Source organism: Microcoleus harperi Pol14_C6, from assembly GCF_036701295.1.
Taxonomy (GTDB): Bacteria; Cyanobacteriota; Cyanobacteriia; order Cyanobacteriales; family Microcoleaceae; genus Microcoleus.
On the sequence record NZ_JAUBQN010000021.1, the window covers coordinates 39356 to 56150 of the forward strand.

General features: G+C 47.0%; 13 protein-coding genes. 9 read left to right on the forward strand and 4 right to left on the reverse strand.

Annotation, left to right across the window (positions count from 1 at the left end):
• Positions 1-41 precede the first annotated feature (41 nt).
• The 3 genes from QUA27_RS15715 to gshA all read right to left on the reverse strand — a co-directional run bounded on the left by QUA27_RS15715 (position 42) and on the right by gshA (position 4953).
• Positions 42-2516 carry a peptidoglycan DD-metalloendopeptidase family protein gene (locus tag QUA27_RS15715; RefSeq protein ID WP_333068970.1) on the reverse strand — a complete coding sequence of 825 codons (2475 nt, stop codon included), beginning with the start codon at positions 2514-2516 and terminating at the stop codon, positions 42-44.
• A 582-nt stretch (positions 2517-3098) separates the two neighbouring features.
• Positions 3099-3560: a tRNA (cytidine(34)-2'-O)-methyltransferase gene (locus QUA27_RS15720; protein WP_333068971.1), complete on the reverse strand. Its 462-nt coding sequence runs from the start codon at positions 3558-3560 to the stop codon at positions 3099-3101.
• 241 nt (positions 3561-3801) lie between these two features.
• The gene (gene gshA, locus QUA27_RS15725) at positions 3802-4953 is read right to left on the reverse strand and encodes a glutamate--cysteine ligase (RefSeq protein ID WP_333068972.1); all 1152 of its coding nucleotides are present in this window, start codon (positions 4951-4953) and stop codon (positions 3802-3804) included.
• Between the two features lie 419 nt (positions 4954-5372).
• Here gshA and QUA27_RS15730 point away from each other — a divergent pair, with 419 nt between their 5' ends.
• Positions 5373-6416, forward strand: coding sequence for an AI-2E family transporter (locus QUA27_RS15730; RefSeq protein WP_333068973.1), 1044 nt, complete (start codon positions 5373-5375; stop codon positions 6414-6416).
• A gap of 156 nt (positions 6417-6572) precedes the next feature.
• On the opposite strand, the gene QUA27_RS15735 is transcribed toward QUA27_RS15730, so the two are convergent.
• A complete protein-coding gene (locus tag QUA27_RS15735; RefSeq protein WP_333068974.1) occupies positions 6573-7388 on the reverse strand; it encodes a cobyrinic acid a,c-diamide synthase in 816 nt (271 codons plus the stop codon).
• A 449-nt stretch (positions 7389-7837) separates the two neighbouring features.
• Between QUA27_RS15735 and QUA27_RS15740 the strand changes: the two genes are divergently transcribed.
• From QUA27_RS15740 to QUA27_RS15775, 8 genes are all read left to right on the forward strand, one after another.
• Complete coding sequence (locus QUA27_RS15740; RefSeq protein WP_333068975.1) at positions 7838-8050, forward strand: Mo-dependent nitrogenase C-terminal domain-containing protein; 213 nt, start codon at positions 7838-7840, stop codon at positions 8048-8050.
• A 330-nt stretch (positions 8051-8380) separates the two neighbouring features.
• The gene (locus tag QUA27_RS15745) at positions 8381-9244 is read left to right on the forward strand and encodes an Npun_R2479 family HD domain-containing metalloprotein (protein WP_333068976.1); all 864 of its coding nucleotides are present in this window, start codon (positions 8381-8383) and stop codon (positions 9242-9244) included.
• A gap of 252 nt (positions 9245-9496) precedes the next feature.
• A complete protein-coding gene (locus tag QUA27_RS15750; protein ID WP_333068977.1) occupies positions 9497-9625 on the forward strand; it encodes a hypothetical protein in 129 nt (42 codons plus the stop codon).
• A 287-nt stretch (positions 9626-9912) separates the two neighbouring features.
• Positions 9913-11838, forward strand: a complete 1926-nt coding sequence (locus tag QUA27_RS15755; RefSeq protein WP_333068978.1) for an alpha-amylase family glycosyl hydrolase — start codon at positions 9913-9915, stop codon at positions 11836-11838.
• A 383-nt stretch (positions 11839-12221) separates the two neighbouring features.
• Positions 12222-13106, forward strand: a complete 885-nt coding sequence (locus tag QUA27_RS15760; protein WP_333068979.1) for a 3'(2'),5'-bisphosphate nucleotidase CysQ family protein — start codon at positions 12222-12224, stop codon at positions 13104-13106.
• A 160-nt stretch (positions 13107-13266) separates the two neighbouring features.
• Positions 13267-13947 carry a Crp/Fnr family transcriptional regulator gene (locus tag QUA27_RS15765; protein ID WP_333068980.1) on the forward strand — a complete coding sequence of 227 codons (681 nt, stop codon included), beginning with the start codon at positions 13267-13269 and terminating at the stop codon, positions 13945-13947.
• On the forward strand, positions 13944-15845 hold the full coding sequence (locus QUA27_RS15770) for a M61 family metallopeptidase (RefSeq protein ID WP_333068981.1): 1902 nt from the start codon (positions 13944-13946) through the stop codon (positions 15843-15845). Before QUA27_RS15765 ends, QUA27_RS15770 begins: the two co-directional genes overlap by 4 nt.
• Positions 15846-15952: 107 nt before the next feature.
• Positions 15953-16426, forward strand: a complete 474-nt coding sequence (locus tag QUA27_RS15775) for a tellurite resistance TerB family protein (protein WP_333068982.1) — start codon at positions 15953-15955, stop codon at positions 16424-16426.
• Positions 16427-16795 lie beyond the last annotated feature (369 nt).

Genomic DNA, 16795 nt, shown 5'->3' on the forward strand with positions numbered 1-16795 from the left:
GTTTTGATAATCATTCAAAACCCATAACTTTCGACCAGTCATTACCGAGAAGCGCTCGACGCATCGTCTGGCAGAAAAGCCATTGGGTTGATAGCACCCTGTCCGGCGGGATGAATTTCAAAGTGCAAGTGAGGCCCGGTACTGAAGCCCGTGCTGCCCATTTCGGAAATCTGTTCCCCTTGAGCAACTTTCTGACCCTTTTGCACCAAAATCCTGCTGTTGTGGGCATAGACAGTCTCAGTGCCGTCAGGATGGGTAATTTCCACCAGATACCCGTAGCCGCCGTCGTTCCACTGAGCATAGGTAACCACCCCGTCTGATGCTGCCACAATTGGCGTGCCGATCGGCCCTGCAATATCAATTCCTTTGTGCATCCGTCCCCACCGCCAGCCGTAGCCAGAAGTAAGAACACCCTTAGACGGCCAAATAAACCCGTTAGCCGACTGTTGTTTGCCGTTAGGCAGATAAGTATCAGGGCTCGAAAGCGGAGGCAGTTCAGGAGAAACCATGCGTCCCAAAGACGGGTTGCTCAGGGGGTCGTAACCATCGGCTCCCAAAGGAGCAGTTGCTACCACAGGCCGCTGCCCAGCAGAGGTCGGCGTCAGGTTTATCGGTTGCAGTTCCGCGGCGCGAGAGGGGTCTAAACGCTCTTGCTGCTGCTTCTGAACCTGCTCAGACCAGGCTCTCGATGGCGGTCTGCTGATTTCATTCTGCACCGCCTCAGTATAGTCGGGGGTGTAGAGATATGGATTGACACTTGGCATATCCTCAGACGGGTTGACCGAGGGCCCGTCAGTTGGAGCCAGGGACACCGCATTGGCGCCGATCGAATTGCGCGAGGCACGATATTCTTCTCGTAGCCTGACCACTTCTGCCCTCAAGCGTTCGGAATAAGGGTTGAGAGCTTCTGCGGTGGGGAGAGCCTCCGAATTCGACTCTGGTAAAGCGCTAGTTGGCTCGGCATTTGAAGCCTGGGTGCTAGTATTTGCCACGAAGCTGATCGGCTGGGGGTATGATCCCGTAGCGATAGCGGTAACATTTTCACGGGCGGGTCCAGGCAGGGCACTGGTGTCAACTGCACCTGTAAATGTTGGTTCGCCTTGGAGATCCAGCTTCCGTGGATCGCTAATGGTTTGGGAAACTTGAGTCAGCGGAATGCTGTTAATTTGGGGAACCATGGGCGCTGAAATATTGTTCAGACCTTCCAGGTTCTCCAGGGGAGAGACAACAGGCACTGTGGGTGCGGGTGCTGCAACACCAGCACTGGCTATTTCCGAGGTAGACGAGCTGGGCTTTAAAGATGCGGGAACCGAACTCGCCGCCCATACAGATGTAGAGTTGGAGGCAGAATAAGAGGCTGCCGCCTGTACCCCTGGATTTTTAAACCCAACTTGGGGAATTTTGAGCCGTTGATTGACATTCAGCAAGTTGGGGTTGCCCAGCTTGTTGACGGAGATCAGATCTTTGGGCGATACGCCGTGACCTTTGGCGATCGCATCTAGGGTATCTCCCGGACGCACGCTGTAGAGAACCTCAGCCGGCGCGGCGGTACTTCCCGCAGGGGGGACTAGCACAGCCGAGGGCAAACTGGGTGTTGCCAAAGACTGTTCAATTGACTCGAATGCTCGATCGGGTGATGCTGCTTGACCTCCCCCGGAATTGGGAATTACAGGTGTGGCATCGAGGTCAGGAATAGTTGTCCCAGTGGCATATCCGGGAGAGGTCTGCGTCGGTGCTGACTCTGGTAAAAATGCCCCAGGTGTAGATAAATTTGCTCCCGCCTCAGACCCTAACAGGGTTCGACCCGATTCTGTGGTGCGGTTTTCCTGTTTTTTCAAACTGTCGATCGCCCCGTCTGCATTCGGGATGTCGATCGAACTTTGTTCCGGTACCGCCGTGACCAGCGGGGTCGCTGCGGTTGATGGCAGCGCTGTCAGGGCTGCACTATCCAATGGCTCGGAGCCAGTCAGATTTAACTCTTGTTCGGGATTGACCGTCGCTGCGTGCTCTAGCGCAGCCGCTGTCCTATAGCCTGCGTTCTGTTGTGGTGTGGCTTCCGTCGCAGTCGGAATTCTGAGCTGTTGGCCAACTTGGAGTATGGTATCGGGTTTGATGTCGTTGGCAGTTGCTAGTGCCGACGGTTCAACTTCATAATCCCGAGAAAGCTCCCAAAGGCTTTGCCCCTGCTGCACCTTAACCGCCACCGGGTCAGAAGGTGATCCGGGCTGTTCAGCCCTGGAACCGTCAACTTGTGCGGAGGTAGCGGGCCCGTTGGCCGAGATTGGCTGTACTTCAGCGGTGGATTCTGATGTCGGTGCGAGTTCAGACGCGCGAGCGCTGTCTCCATTTCTCGGTAGCAGAATGCCAGAAGCACCTACCGATATTGCCAGCCCGATCGTGGCGAGAGAGCGAACTCTGCCTGTGCTGAGCGTTGTCTGTTTGGATGGTTCCGCAGAACCGTCTCTGTCGATTTCACTAGCCTGAACAGGCTTAATTTGGGGATATGTTCGTTTCAAAAAAACGACCTCCTACTGAGAAGCGCTAACTGTCCTTGGAAACACTCAAGGGGATCGCATGACGCTGAGTTTAAATCAACAACCAGAAATATTCTGATTGTTGACAGCTATCATGCTTAGGCCAGATTACCTTGCTTTTTTAATTTAGACAAGCTCAAACCGTCAGAAATTTTAAAATTCTCGGTCAAACCTGCTGCAATTAACCCCACAAGCCTTACACCGCAATAGCTGGAACGAATACATAAAATCTTCGTTCCGGTAAGGCTCTGAACTCTCACCTATTATCAGACTTTAGGCTAATTTCCGGACAACCTACAACCGTATATTTACTAGATATAGTGTTCAGACCCAAGCTGGTACTCGCTCACGCCCTAAATCGCTAAAATCCTCGGTTTTTGTTGCTGAATCATCTTGGGAGTAATTTGGTGTTGCTGATAACAATCTGTTTTTGAATGAATAAAATATATTAATGTCTGCTATCTAGATTTTCACCCCTTAGATACAAATTTCTTATATTTAAAAGAAGATTTGGCAGCCTGCGACAGCTATTAAATATCTATATGTTTATGTGTTGATAATGATTTATCCCAGCTCGCCCAACTGTCGTTTAGCCTCAAATAAACCCACAGCGGCGCTGACGGAGAGGTTCAAACTCCTGACTCCTGGCTGGCTCATAGGAATAAAAACTGTGGCGTCGCAGGCATCCAAGACGAATTGGGGAATGCCTACAGTTTCCGAGCCAAACATCAGCCAGTCGCTGGGCTGAAATTGGAATTGCGCGTAATTGCATCGCCCGCCAGTGCTGAATCCGATCGATCGTCCCCCGCGCTGCTGTCGATAGGCCAGAAAAGCCGCTAAGTCTTCGTGGCAGTGGAGGTTGACGTAGGGCCAGTAATCTAACCCGGCCCGTTTCAGGTAGCGATCGCTAATTTCAAACCCCAGCGGGCCCACTAAATGCAGTTCCGTGCCTGTGGCAGCGCAAGTGCGGGCGATATTGCCAGTATTCGGGGGGATTTGCGGGTGAATCAAGACAAGTTGGGGCATGAAGCTAATTAAAAGCCGTAAATACAGCAAGTGAAAAATTTATAAAACTACCCAAAGGTAGATATACCTTATAGCTTTTATTTATAACCTTTGTCGAGATCCATTGATTAAATATTCTGATTTGTTCTTCGAGGGCGATCTGCAACTTTGTCGCGGGATGTTCCGGCTATTTGTATTATTTGGCTGAGTACGCATAGCCGGGGGGCTAGTGAAAGCCCCCGTTATAATAACGGCGGGTACTTCAGGCAACTAACTGGGCGCACAAGTTGTCTTCGAGCTCCGATTCTTGGTAAGCCATGCCATTCATCCCTTGCAGAATAATACTGCGCGTATCCGAACCGTCCTCGTGCAGCTTCAACCACTGCTGGGCGGTGTTGCCTTCCCGGAGAATCTTTTTGAGCGGTGAGAGAAAGCAGCTAAAGCCGCGTTTTTTGGCTATAGGCCACACTTCTCGGTAAATTTCCTCAATCCAATCTCGTGCCAGAATAGTTCTGCCGTCTTGCCAATGGGTGAGTTCGGCATCCAAACTTTGCCGGGATGCAGCAATTTCGTTGGCGTCTGTGAGGGCAACTAAGTCTTCGTTACGGGTGGCCACCGGCAAGGTGCTGAGTTCTAAGGGGTCTAAGCTGGGGTCTTCCATCATCTGCCAAATGCGAGCTTCTAGTAAGGCAGTGATAGCCAGCAGGGCTAGAGGATTGACCTCAAGGTCGCAAATTCTCAGTTCGAGGCGGTTGAGACAGTAGGGGCGGCGATCGCCATTAGGTCGCACTGCCGACCACAGATGACGGACGTTTTGCATAGTACCGAGTTCTAGCTGTTCTTCAGTCCACTGAATGTAATGCTTGTGACTTTCAAACAGAGGGACGATGGCGGGAGTTTTGGGAAATAAACCCCACCGAGTGGAATGATAGCCCGTGACTTCGCCATCGAGGAAGGGGGAAGAGGCGCTCAAGGCAAGGTATAGCGGGGCTTCGACGCGGGCTAGGCGGATGGCGCGCATCAGCATTTCTGGTTGGGAGATGCCGATGTTGATGTGAATGCTGGCGGTGACGACTTTGGTGCCGTAGGTTTGCTCGATGTAGGTGTGGTAGGGGTTGTTGGGATCGGATCTGTAAAATCGATCGCTCCCTCCGAGAGACAAGGTACTTCCCGGCAGCAAGGTATAGTCGCCCAATTGTTTTAAATACTCGCGCAGCCGGACTCGTGGCTTGACTAAGGCACACAAAAGGCGATCGTAGCTGCACAGCGGGGCGGTCGTGTACTCCACATTGCGGCTATCAGGCTCGCGGACAAATCCCTCTAGATCGGCGACTATGCGATCGGAGAGACCGACAACCTCACCTTCGGGAGTGCCGGTATACATTTCTACTTCAAAGCCTTTTGATAGCAGCACGTTTGTTCCTCAGCTAAGTTGAGTGCTAGTTTCTAGTATCCCAAAAATTGACCTGTTCATACTATCTTCCAGGAGGCAGAGTTAAAATTTTTCGCTACTGGGACTGAAACATGGTTTTTCGGCGTCCGCTAGTTTGAGGGTTTGTGTGTTAGTTGCGATTGGGCTGCCGCAACAAATACTGCCATCGCAAAGAGTTTCCGAGGTCGTTTTAGACTCAAAAAGGCAGTTTGTTCGATCGCGGGCGTGTTTCATTCGGCATTGGTTACGATCGAACTTATGGTGAATAGAACCCACTCCTGCCTCAGTTCGACATCTGTTTTCTGCCTTGAGGGGGATAGCCACAGATATGTCTTGGGTGCGATTCTAAAAGAGGGCTATGCAATATTTTTGAGCTATAATATTAACCCCTAAAAATCACTGTGAAAGAGCAAGAAAGAACTCCTCCCAATTTTTGGAATATGCTAAGCAATTTAGCCTTAGTCCGGTTTTTGCTTTTATTTGCTTCAGGTTGGGCTGGACTGCAACTTTTAGCTTACTTTGAAACAGCAGTCGCAGTTTTCACCATTGCTGCACTCGTGGCTTTTTTGCTCAACTATCCGGTGCGAACTCTCCAGCGATTTTTACCGCGAGGTTTAGCTGTCGCCTTCGTTGTCTTGCTCACCCTTTTAGTTTTTGGCGGTCTCACCGTTACCCTAGGGGTCACTCTTTTATCTCAAGGACAGCAATTAATTGACAGCATGACGGAATTTGTGAATGCTCTGGCACCTCTGTCCGAGCGCATTGAAGCCTTCCTGCGGGCGAGAAACCTGCAAGTTAACCTGCGAGTTATTGAGGAACAACTCCGAAATCAAGCTTTGGCTGGAGTTGTTTCTAGTATTGCTTTTTTACAAGTATTTTTAACCAACTTATTGAATTTAATATTAATTATGGTAGTGGCTTCTTTCATGTTACTTGATGGAGAGAGGCTGTGGCTGTTGGTTCTCAAATTTATACCTCGACACCTGCACAGGCGTTTAACTATAACAATAGAGCGAAACTTTTTAGGATTTTTTCAGGCACAAATTCTGTTAATGTTATTTTTGACAACTGCCAGCTTTTTAATTTTTCTGCTGTTAGATGTGAAATTTCCTTTAATTTTAGCCTTTATTATCGGATTGTTTGATTTAGTTCCGGGGATCGGAGCGACGCTGGGGATTAGCTTAGTTTGTTTTATTGTATTGTCTCAAAATGTGTGGCTATCTTTAAAAGTATTGGCAGCTTGCATTGTTTTGCAGCAAATTCAAGACAACTTTATTCATCCGAGACTCATGCAGAATTCTCTCAACCTCAATCCGGTAGTGATATTTTTTGCACTGTTAGTCGGAGCAAGGTCAGCAGGACTTTTAGGTATATTTCTGGCGATTCCGCTAGCGGGAGTGATAGTTAGCTGGTTTGAAATTGAAGAAATGCAAGCGGAAGGTTAATTGATACAGCCATCCTATTTTATATCAAACCCGGCTGAAAAATTATGTTATAACCCGGCGACTAAAAGTCCCATGATTCAAAAACTCTCCTGTTCCCAAATCGCAACTAAAAGTAAAGAGAAAAAAGCAACGTAGGGTACACCTTATTGGGTCAACTTAATGAATAAATTGCAAGTCAGTAGGAAATCTTTCTTCTTCTGGTTCTGGATCATAAATGTAATCGCAGTCAAAACGCAGAGCTTGAGAGTGGCGGCTAATAGAAAATCCGCAATTACTCACCATTTCTGTAGTAAAAGTTGCCATGACTAACTCAATGAGTCTTCTGTAGGAAATGTTAGGTAGTTGAACGTAATAGGTGCGTCTGGCAAAAAATATTCTCTCATCTTTCGGTATAATTATGCCATTAATTCTGTGTGCGTGTTGAATCGGCTTGATATAGGTTTCAATAAACTGGGACTGATTTTTTTGCAGTCTCGCTAATCTTTCGTGTTGCAACCAGCTCATTTGAAACACAATTTTAATAAATTCAAAGCCCAAAATATAGTTAAAAACATTATTGCGTTCTTCTGTACTCAAGACGAAGCGGAGTGCAGATTCTAAATATTGGTCAGTTTCTCGGCGCGATTGTTGAGCTGAGTGGATATAAAATTGTTTGATGTAGCTTCTTAAATCTGATTCGTTTAATTGTTTTTTGACCCTAAATCTGATTAAATACTCTTTGACTCGGTGTAGAGTATCTACATCTTCAAACATTTTTGAGACTAAACCGTCGGCTGTATAATTATCTAGAAATTCGGCTTGCAAGTCGGGAGTAGATGCACACAATATGTAGCAGAGAGACAAGACATAGCGCCGTTGGTTCCAAGGCAAGCTTTGGGCCCAATCTTTAACTTCTACAGGGAGTTTTTGGAGCACGGTATCTGTGTGGGGGGGTTGAGCAAGGTCGGCATATTTATGTTTTTGTTTAATCATTGCCTGAAACCTTATATTAGTAAGTATACAGAGTCGTAGATCGCAGATGATCGGAGAGGGGAGCTGCGAGGGAGGGCTGCAAGTTATTCTGTCTTATTTTCTTGCCATCTATCCAAGTATAGATTCTGTAGGGAACAAAGGGCGTGATCTGTCTCACACTTTAGCTAGTTTTGAATCACAAATGCTAGCTCTTCGCATCACATTTTGCGACTGGGAGTGTCACCCATAAAACTTATTCAGGTCATCGGAGCAACAGTGGGTTTCGTTGAGGATTAAGTATGGTGATGCCTAAGTTTTTGTTAGTAATGATTACTGAGATCAATTATGAACTTGACTCTAAGTATTTTCCCTGCAAATCAGTGCCTAGACTTAACTTTTAGCGATCGCCTCTTGCAAGCAGTGCGACAGTGACTTGATAGCACTGCTGGGGGAGAGCCGCCAGTAACTTAATGGTGTGCCAACTTATACTCGCACGGTGTTCTGGAGAGAGATATATTCAGTTATTGGGACACCATCTTTTCTACATACCGCCTATGTGCAAGCTTAATCCTGTGTACGAGGAATTAATGGGGTTGCGTTTTCCATCGCTCTCGTTTTTGGGCAGGAGCAGCGAAAACACAGACAAGTTTCCGACAACAGTGGTGAGCAACCCAAAATTTTAGATCCTACTTCTCGCCCCCAGATGTATCTGTCGAGTAAATCTAAAATTTAAAATCGACTTACCTATGCACGGAAGATGGAACACCGTACTGCTGATTGAGGGGTGTCATACCTCGATCGTCCATTTATCTCAATTATTGATGGGGTGTGTCGCTCTGGTAGTTGCGAGAGCCATAATTTAAGCCATAATTGTTGATAATATCAATGGATGCGTCTCGATAGGAGTAGGTCTCTATCGTCGCGCTTAAGCAAAAAATAACATTAAACGGTAGCACCAAAAACAATAACTATAAAAATAATTTAATTATCTACGTGGACTCAGAGAAGTGAATATGTTTAATGCAACTGAACTGCTGATTAATGCTTTTGTAAATCGACTGATTGAAGGCTACCGGTACACCTACGGCGGGTTGAAATCTGACTATAGTGAAATTATTGCTTGGGCAGCGAGTATGGCTTTGGAAAATATTGCTAATAGCGATGCTCTTTACCACAATGTGGAACACACTATTTTAGTGACCTTGGTGGGACAGGAGATTCTGCGCGGCAAGCACATCCGGGAGGGTGGTGTTTTATGTGAACATTGGTTGCATTTCCACATTGCTTTGCTGTGTCACGATATCGGTTATGTGAAGGGGGTTTGTCGGCAAGATCGAACTGATTTGAGACTGTATGCAACGGGGATAGAGGATTCGCAAGTGAAGCTACCTCCAGGGGCGACGGATGCGAGTTTGACGCCTTATCATGTCGATCGCGGAAAAATGTTTATTGATGAGCGTTTTGGCGGTCACAAACTGATTGATGCTGAGGTGGTTAAGCGTAATATTGAGCTGACTCGTTTCCCAGTTCCTGCCGATGAAGATTATCTAGATACTGTCAATTATCCAGGTTTAGTGCGCGCTGCTGATTTAATTGGTCAGTTGAGTGATCCGCGATATTTGCAAAAGATTGCGGCGCTGTTTTATGAGTTTGAGGAGACTGGGCAAAATCTGGTTTTGGGCTATCAAAATCCGGGAGAGTTGCGAAATGGTTATCCGAAGTTTTATTGGAATGTGGTTTATCGATATGTGAAGGATGCGATCGGCTATTTGGAACTAACGCAGCAGGGGAAACAAATTGTTGCTAATTTGAGCGCGAATGTTTTTCGGGTGGAGCATTCTCAGGTTCCAGAGTCTGCGGTGGCTGTAGTTAGCTAGGGTTGAGGTGAATGTCGGGCGATCGTTCTTTTTTGGGATAAGTAGATCGCTCTAGTTAAATACTGCTGCATAGTCAGGGTAGCTGAGATGTTGCACGATTCTCAAGAATCCTTTCAGAGCGGGCTCTCCTGCCCTCCCACAAAAAAATCAACTCTTTGTCGAACCGGCCCGAAAGCCTGTGCGAGCGAAAATGGTGCAAGATATAAGGATAAACGACTTGCACAAGGATTACAACAGGAATTGTAGCAAGTAATGCAGCAAGGAATGGGAGAAAATGCTCTGGAAATTCCTAGGTCACTTCTCAATCTAATTAACAATCCAACCATTACTCAAACAATTGGTTTGAGGGTTGAAGATATCCAAAGTTTGCGGGAGGAATGAAAGGAAGGAAAAAAGGACGATCGCACAATTAGTACACCTTTTCTCATTACCAGGCTTAGCCTGGTACGGCAGGTTTTTGAGGCTCTGCCTCTTTGAGGGAGAATTACGCTAGATATTAACTCTCATTCACCTAATCCTTAAGGATGAGTCTGCTCTCTCTCTGAAGGAAGATTTCTTTAAACGAGTAAATTCCGTATGATGCTGTAAAACTCAGTCCGAGGGGAAAGCTATTTCCGACTTGAGCTCCCAAAAACTGACCAATCTTACAATATAAAAAAATACATCTCATGACACCAGTCAGTCCCAATCAAACTTCCTCTCAATACGAAGTTAGCGAACCAGAAGAAAAAATTGAGTCTCTGGTAGAAGAAGTTAAGCCAGAAAGCGAACTCGATTTAGAATTCCTCTACACCAGAGACATTGAATTTCGACAAGAAACAATTTATTTCATTGTAGTCGATCGCTTTTACGACGGCGACCCCGCAAATAACGAAGGGCCAAACCCAGAACTTTACGATCCAGAAGGGAAAGATTGGGGCAAATATTGGGGCGGCGACTTGCAGGGAGTTATCGACAAACTCGATTACTTAAAAGATATGGGAGTTAGCGCAGTTTGGCTGACTCCACTGTTCGAGCAAGTTGAAGCATTATTTGTCGAACAAGCTGCAATTCACGGCTACTGGACTAAAGACTTCAAGCGACTAAATCCCCGCTTTATTGCCAAAGGCGACAATCCTTCTATTAACCAAACACAAGAAAGTAAAGATACGGTATTTGACAAATTAGTACACGAGTTGCACCAGCGAAACATGAAACTCGTACTCGATATTGTCTGCAATCACAGCAACCCAGATTTTAGCGGTAAAAAAGGGGAACTCTACGACGACGGCGTAAAAATAGCTGATTTTAATGACGATGAAGATGACTGGTATCACCACTATGGCGAAGTCACCAACTGGGAAGATGAATGGCAAGTCCAAAACTGCGAACTGTCGGGTTTAGCAACTTTCAACGAAAATAATATTGCCTACCGGAATTACATTAAGTCAGCAATTAAACAATGGCTGGACAGAGGTGTTGATGCTTTGCGGGTTGATACAGTAAAGCATATGCCTATTTGGTTTTGGCAGGAATTTACTGCTGACATTTTAACACACAGACCTGATGTTTTCATTTTTGGCGAATGGATTTACAGCGATCCTCGAAATGATCGTTCTGTGGAATTTGTCAACGAGTCGGGGATGACTATTTTAGATTTTGGTCTGTGCGTGGCAATTCGAGAAGTATTAGGAAAGGGTGCCGACGCAGGATTTAAGTTAGTCCAAGATGTCCTGAATTTAGATCACCGCTACTACGGGGCGACGGAGTTGATTACTTTTATTGACAACCACGATATGCCGAGGTTTCAGTCGTTGAATCCCGATCCAGAAATGCTGCAGTTGGCGATATGTTTAATTATGACGACTCGCGGCATTCCCTGCATTTATTACGGCACCGAACAGTATTTGCATGATGATACAGATGGGGGCAATGACCCATACAACCGCCCGATGATGGAAAAGTGGGATACTGATTCGCCAATTTACCGGGATGTGCGGTTGCTGTCGGGATTGCGGCGGCTGAATCCAGCTATTTCGATGGGGAGTCAGTGGCAAAAATATCTAACTCCTGATGTTTATTGTTACGTGCGCCGCTATCGCGATTCTGTGGTGTTTGTAGCGATGAATCGTGGCAATTCTGTGACAATTAAAGAGGTTGATACTGAGCTGCCTGATGGAGAGCATACGGAGGTTTTATCGCGCCGTAAGTTTGAAGTTAAAGATGGAATGCTGTACAACTTAGAATTGGGCGCGCGGGAAGTAATGATTTTTAGCCGCGTCGGAGAGCGAGTTAAGGCAAAAACTATTGTGCGGGCCCAGCTTAACAGCGTTAGAACTCAGCCTGGTGAAAGAATTGTGGTGATTGGAGATTGTCCTGAATTGGGGAATTGGGATATTAGTAAGGGTTTTCCCTTGGAGTATATCAATACTAATACTTGGTTTGGGGAAATTCCTTTTAATGAAAGTGCGGGGAAGTTGATTTCTTATAAGTATGCGCTGCTACGGGAAGGACTGTCGCCGCTGCGAGAAAATCTGGTTTGTCGCCGCTGGGTTTTAGTTTCCGAAGGGACTGTGAAATGGCGGGATAAGTGGGCGAGTGGACGGGAGTCTTAATAGTTTTGAGTTTTGAGTCTTGAGTAAGATAATCATGGGTGCATCAACCGGGTTGGATGGACGAAAATACTTGTTTTAGGCTTTCGATTATGTTTTGAAAACCCAGTTGATTGAGTAGGGTGCGTAACTGCTGGATTCTATTCTCTGCTATTGAACGTGCTGGTTCTATCGATCAATTTTAGATTTTAGATTTGACTCTACAGATAAATCAGGGGGGTTATTCCTCCTGTCTATTTTTTTTTTAGTTCCACCAATCCTGTGTGGGGCTTGTATAGGAACGGCCCTCATGCTTAGGAAACCGGGTTTATGGACAACCGGGCGCAAATCCTGTACGAATCAAAAACAGTGACACGCGCCGATCGATTCCAAGGACTTAAGCTTTTATGCTGAAGTTAGCTAAAGAATTTATGTTTAACCTCATGTATATTTCTCCAGAGCAAGACCAAAAAATTCGCTACACCCTACGCGAGTGCGGTCAAGAAGCTTACAAGCTAGCCGCCGAACCTTTTGAAGTTTCCGAGAAAGGGCCCAACGACTACGTGACGAGTATCGATCAATACCTAGACCGACAACTATCGGCAGCATTTAGCGCTTTGTTTCCTGAAGACGGCAGGATTACCGAGGAAAACAGCGCCTCCAGAGCAGCTTACTGCGCCAATTACCAGCGCCTCTGGTGCATCGATCCCCTCGACGGAACTGAAGAATTTATTCGGGGAAAACTGCACTACGCTTCGATGGTGGGGCTGCTGCTGGAAGGGGAACCGGTAGCCGGCTGGCTCTACGCCCCGGCTTTTGACCAAATGTATTTTGGCGGCAAAGAGTGGGGATTGTTCCAAAGTGTGGGAACCCAAGCGCCGCAGCCGATCGCGCTGTGCAAACCGCCGGCTCCGACAGCGGAAAATTGTAAAATTATTCTCGGAGACAAAGACCAGAAAAACTACGCCCGGGCGATCGCCCAAACCATCCCCGGAGCCGAATTTTACTCGCTGGGCAGCTTTGGCTTAAAAGTGATGGAAGTTATCTTCGGTAGAGCCGGTTTGTACCTGTATCTCAACGGCAGAGTTAAAGTGTGGGATACCGCCGGTCCTCTGGCTTTAGCAAAAGCAGCCGGATTGGTTTGTTGCGACTTGCAAGGTCAACCGCTGAGGTGGACTAAAGATGCGATCGAGCCGGAGACTCTGGCCCACACGCAGTCAATCGCGATCGGCTGGCCGGAATACATAGAACCTCTGTTGGGTAAAGTTCAACAGGCAGTGGCGGGCTTGTAAACCCGTTTAAGATTAAAGAATCTGCCGATTTTACGTGAACCGGGCCTCTGCACCCTTATCATCAATTAAAGGAGCAACAGATTGTTTGTGTTCCCAAACATCGATCGTTCCCTAGCTGTTGGGTGTCGCCTAATCATATTTCCCACCTCCGCGAGTTTGCATGAAGACAGAAGCTTTCAGTGAGCTATTCCCTCTATTTAAGGGTGCTAACCCAGAAACCTTGGGAGGGCTACTATCAAATGCCGTCAAGCATGAGTATCCCCCGGGCCGAGCTGTGGTGATGGAGGATTCTTGGGGCAACGCGATTTACTTTGTCGTGTCTGGCTGGGTAAAAGTCCGGCGCTTGTCAAACGATCGAGCTGTATCAATGGCTATTTTAGGACGGGGTGCCTTCTTCGGCGAAATGGCCATTCTGGACGAATCTCCCCGGTCGAATGACGTACTTGCTCTATCGCCCGTGCGACTTCTGAGCGTCACAGCTCAGCGATTTATCCAAACCCTGTTTAAAGACCCGCAATTGCACCACCGGATGCTGCAATTGATGGTGCGGCGACTCCGCCAAACCAATCTCCGCTATCAACTCCGAAACCGCCAGCCAGCGGTTAAACTAGCAAATACTTTAGTCGAGCTGGCAGAAAACTACGGTCAGAAAACTGCTGAGGGCAAAGATATCTTCAATATTCCTTATGAAGACTTAGCTGATGTGACAGATATCACCCTAGATGAAACCAGCAAAATTATGGAAAAACTCGATAGTAAAGGTTGGATCAACATCGATCCAGACCACCAAACTATCCATTTGATCAACCTCAAGCACTTGATTAATTTGGCAAGTCAATGACTGATGTTACTTGTTTGGATTCCTCGTCGGCTGCAGGCAACAGTCAGGGGCAACTAACAGCACCGACAATTCAATATTCGGTGGCGATGCCCAATCCTGAATCCCACCTGTTTGAAGTGACTTTGCGCGTGCAAGGTTGGTCGGAGCGGGTTCTGGATTTAAAAATGCCTGTCTGGACTCCCGGTTCTTACTTGGTTCGAGAGTACGCCCGCCACCTGCAAGATTTTAGCTCCCAAGCGGGCGATCGAGCTTTACCTTGGCGCAAGAAAAGCAAAAATCACTGGCAAATCGAGACCGATTCGGTGTCAGATGTCACGGTTCGCTACCGCATTTTTGCCAACGAACTGACAGTGCGAACCAATCATTTAGACTCGACTCACGGTTATTTTAATCCAGCGGCGTTGTGTTTTTTCTTGCCCGGTTTTGAGAGCAACTGCTACACCGTGACTGTTGTGCCACCGAAGCCCCAATGGCGCACCGTTACTACTTTGCCACCTGTTCCCGGCCAAAATCTTACTTTCGCTGCTGCAGATTTTGACACTCTCGTAGACAGTCCTTTTGAGATTGGCGATCATGAAGTGTACGAGTTTGAAGTGATGGGAAAAACCCACCAGCTAGTTGTTTGGGGGAAAGGCAATTTAGAACCAGATCGCACGATTCGAGACATCCAAAAAGTGATCGAAGTCGAGGCAAAAATGTTCGGCGGCTTGCCTTACGAACGCTATGTGTTTTTCCTGCATTTGTCCGGCTCTGGTTTTGGCGGTTTGGAACACAAGGAGAGTTGCACTCTCAACTATCCGCGTTTTGGTTTTCGGGCCAAGGAAAAGTATGAACGCTTTATTCAGTTAGTAGCTCACGAGTTTTTTCACCTGTGGAATGTCAAGCGCATTCGACCGAAAGCTCTGGAAGTATTTGACTACGAAAAAGAGAATTACACTCCTTCTTTATGGTTTTCTGAAGGCACTACCAGTTATTACGATTTGGTGATTCCTTTTCGAGCTGGTCTCTACAACGTCAAAGGTTTTTTCCAAGGTATGGCTAAGGAAATTACTCGCTTGCAGACGACTCCGGGGCGCAGCGTGCAGCCTGTGAGCGAGTCGAGCTGGGATGCTTGGATTAAACTTTATCGCCGGGATTCTAACAGTGATAATTCGCAGATTTCCTATTATTTGAAAGGGGAAGTTGTTTCGTTTTTGCTCGATTTGTTGATTCGAGCTAGACACGGAAACGAGCGATCGCTCGACGATGTGATGCGTTTGATGTGGCAGCAGTTTGGCAATGCTAATTCGACGGAAAATGGCGATTGTGACCTGAAGTCGGAAACAGACGGCAAGTCGGCGCATTTGACATCAAACGGAGAGTTAAATTCTCCTTCGCTGCCCGCAGAAATAGGTTTTACTCCCGAAGAGTTGCAAAGTGCGATCGAGTCCGTTGCCGGCATCGATTTGAGCGACTTTTTCGCGCGCTATATAGACGGCACAGAAGAGTTGCCTTACAACAAATATCTCGAACCTTTCGGGCTGCAAATTTGGGTAGATGAAACTGACCGAACCCCTCGTATCGGTTGGACGTTGGGAGCCGAAAACGGGCGGGAAATGGTTAAATTTGTCGAAATAGGATCTCCGGCACAATTGGCGGGAATTGACGCTGGGGACGAGTTGCTGGCGATCGAAGGTTTTCGGGTAAATTCAGAACAAGCGGGCGAGAGGCTTAAAGATTATCAGCCGGGGGACACAATAGAGGTGACAGTTTTTCACCAAGACGAACTGCGGACTCGTCGTGTTACTCTCGCGCCGCCCCGCCCTGGCCGCTACTCGATCGTGCCCGTGGAACAGCCCACTGCTATTCAGAAACAAAACTTTACTGGATGGTTGGGAGTTCCTCTATCGAAATTGTGACATAAATGAAGGGGAAGGGGAAAGAAAAGACAAGAAGGAATCAGGCTCAATTCCCAATTCCCAATTTGCAATTACCAATTCTGAATTCCCAATTACCAACTTTGATTATGCAAACCCCACCTCCTCCATCAATTACGCCCCGCCAGATGAATCTGCTGAGAATTGTTGCTTCTATGGCCTGGGCTGACGGCGAACTCGCCACAGAAGAAGTTAATTTAATGCTCGATCGCTTTTGCGGCTTGTTTGCCCCAGATACCGACGGACAACAAATGCAACAAGAATTGCGGGATTACATCATGCAAAATATTCCCCTTGACGAGTTGATCGGACAACTAGAAACTCAAGATGAAAGGGAATTAGTCTTGCAACTCGGCTATGAAGTGATTTCCTCTAGTTCTCGCACTCCCGACGAACCAAAAATTAACGCAGAAGAAGCCGCAGCTTATCAAAAATTAGTGCAGTTGCTGAATCTTCCAGAGGCTGCGGTCAAGCGTATTGAAGCAGAAGCATCGGTGGCAGGTACTTCGGAGGGAATTGTAGAGAAGATGGCTAACAAATTAGCAAAGTTCATCAAAGGTTAATTTAGGACTTGCGATCGGCTGATTCCCGGTTTCTTCCTGTATTTCTCGTTACTAAACCTCTGATATTTCGTATAAACCGGGAATCAGCCCCCCATGTGTAAGTCTTATTGTTTACCTAAGTCGTAGGGTGCGTCGCCTTGAAAAATCCCCTGCATTCGATCGACAATCTCGGAGCGACGCACCTGATACCATTTATAAAAAAGCTTGCTACAACAAAAATGTTGGGCGGAGTGAAACGGAGGGTTGTTTATTGGGTCATTGAAAAGAACAGGTGCGTCGCTGCGGGATTGTCGCTCTTTCTTGAAGATGGTCGATGGCGACGCACCCTAGGGCTCACTAAAATCTAAAATCTAAAATGGTATGAGCTAC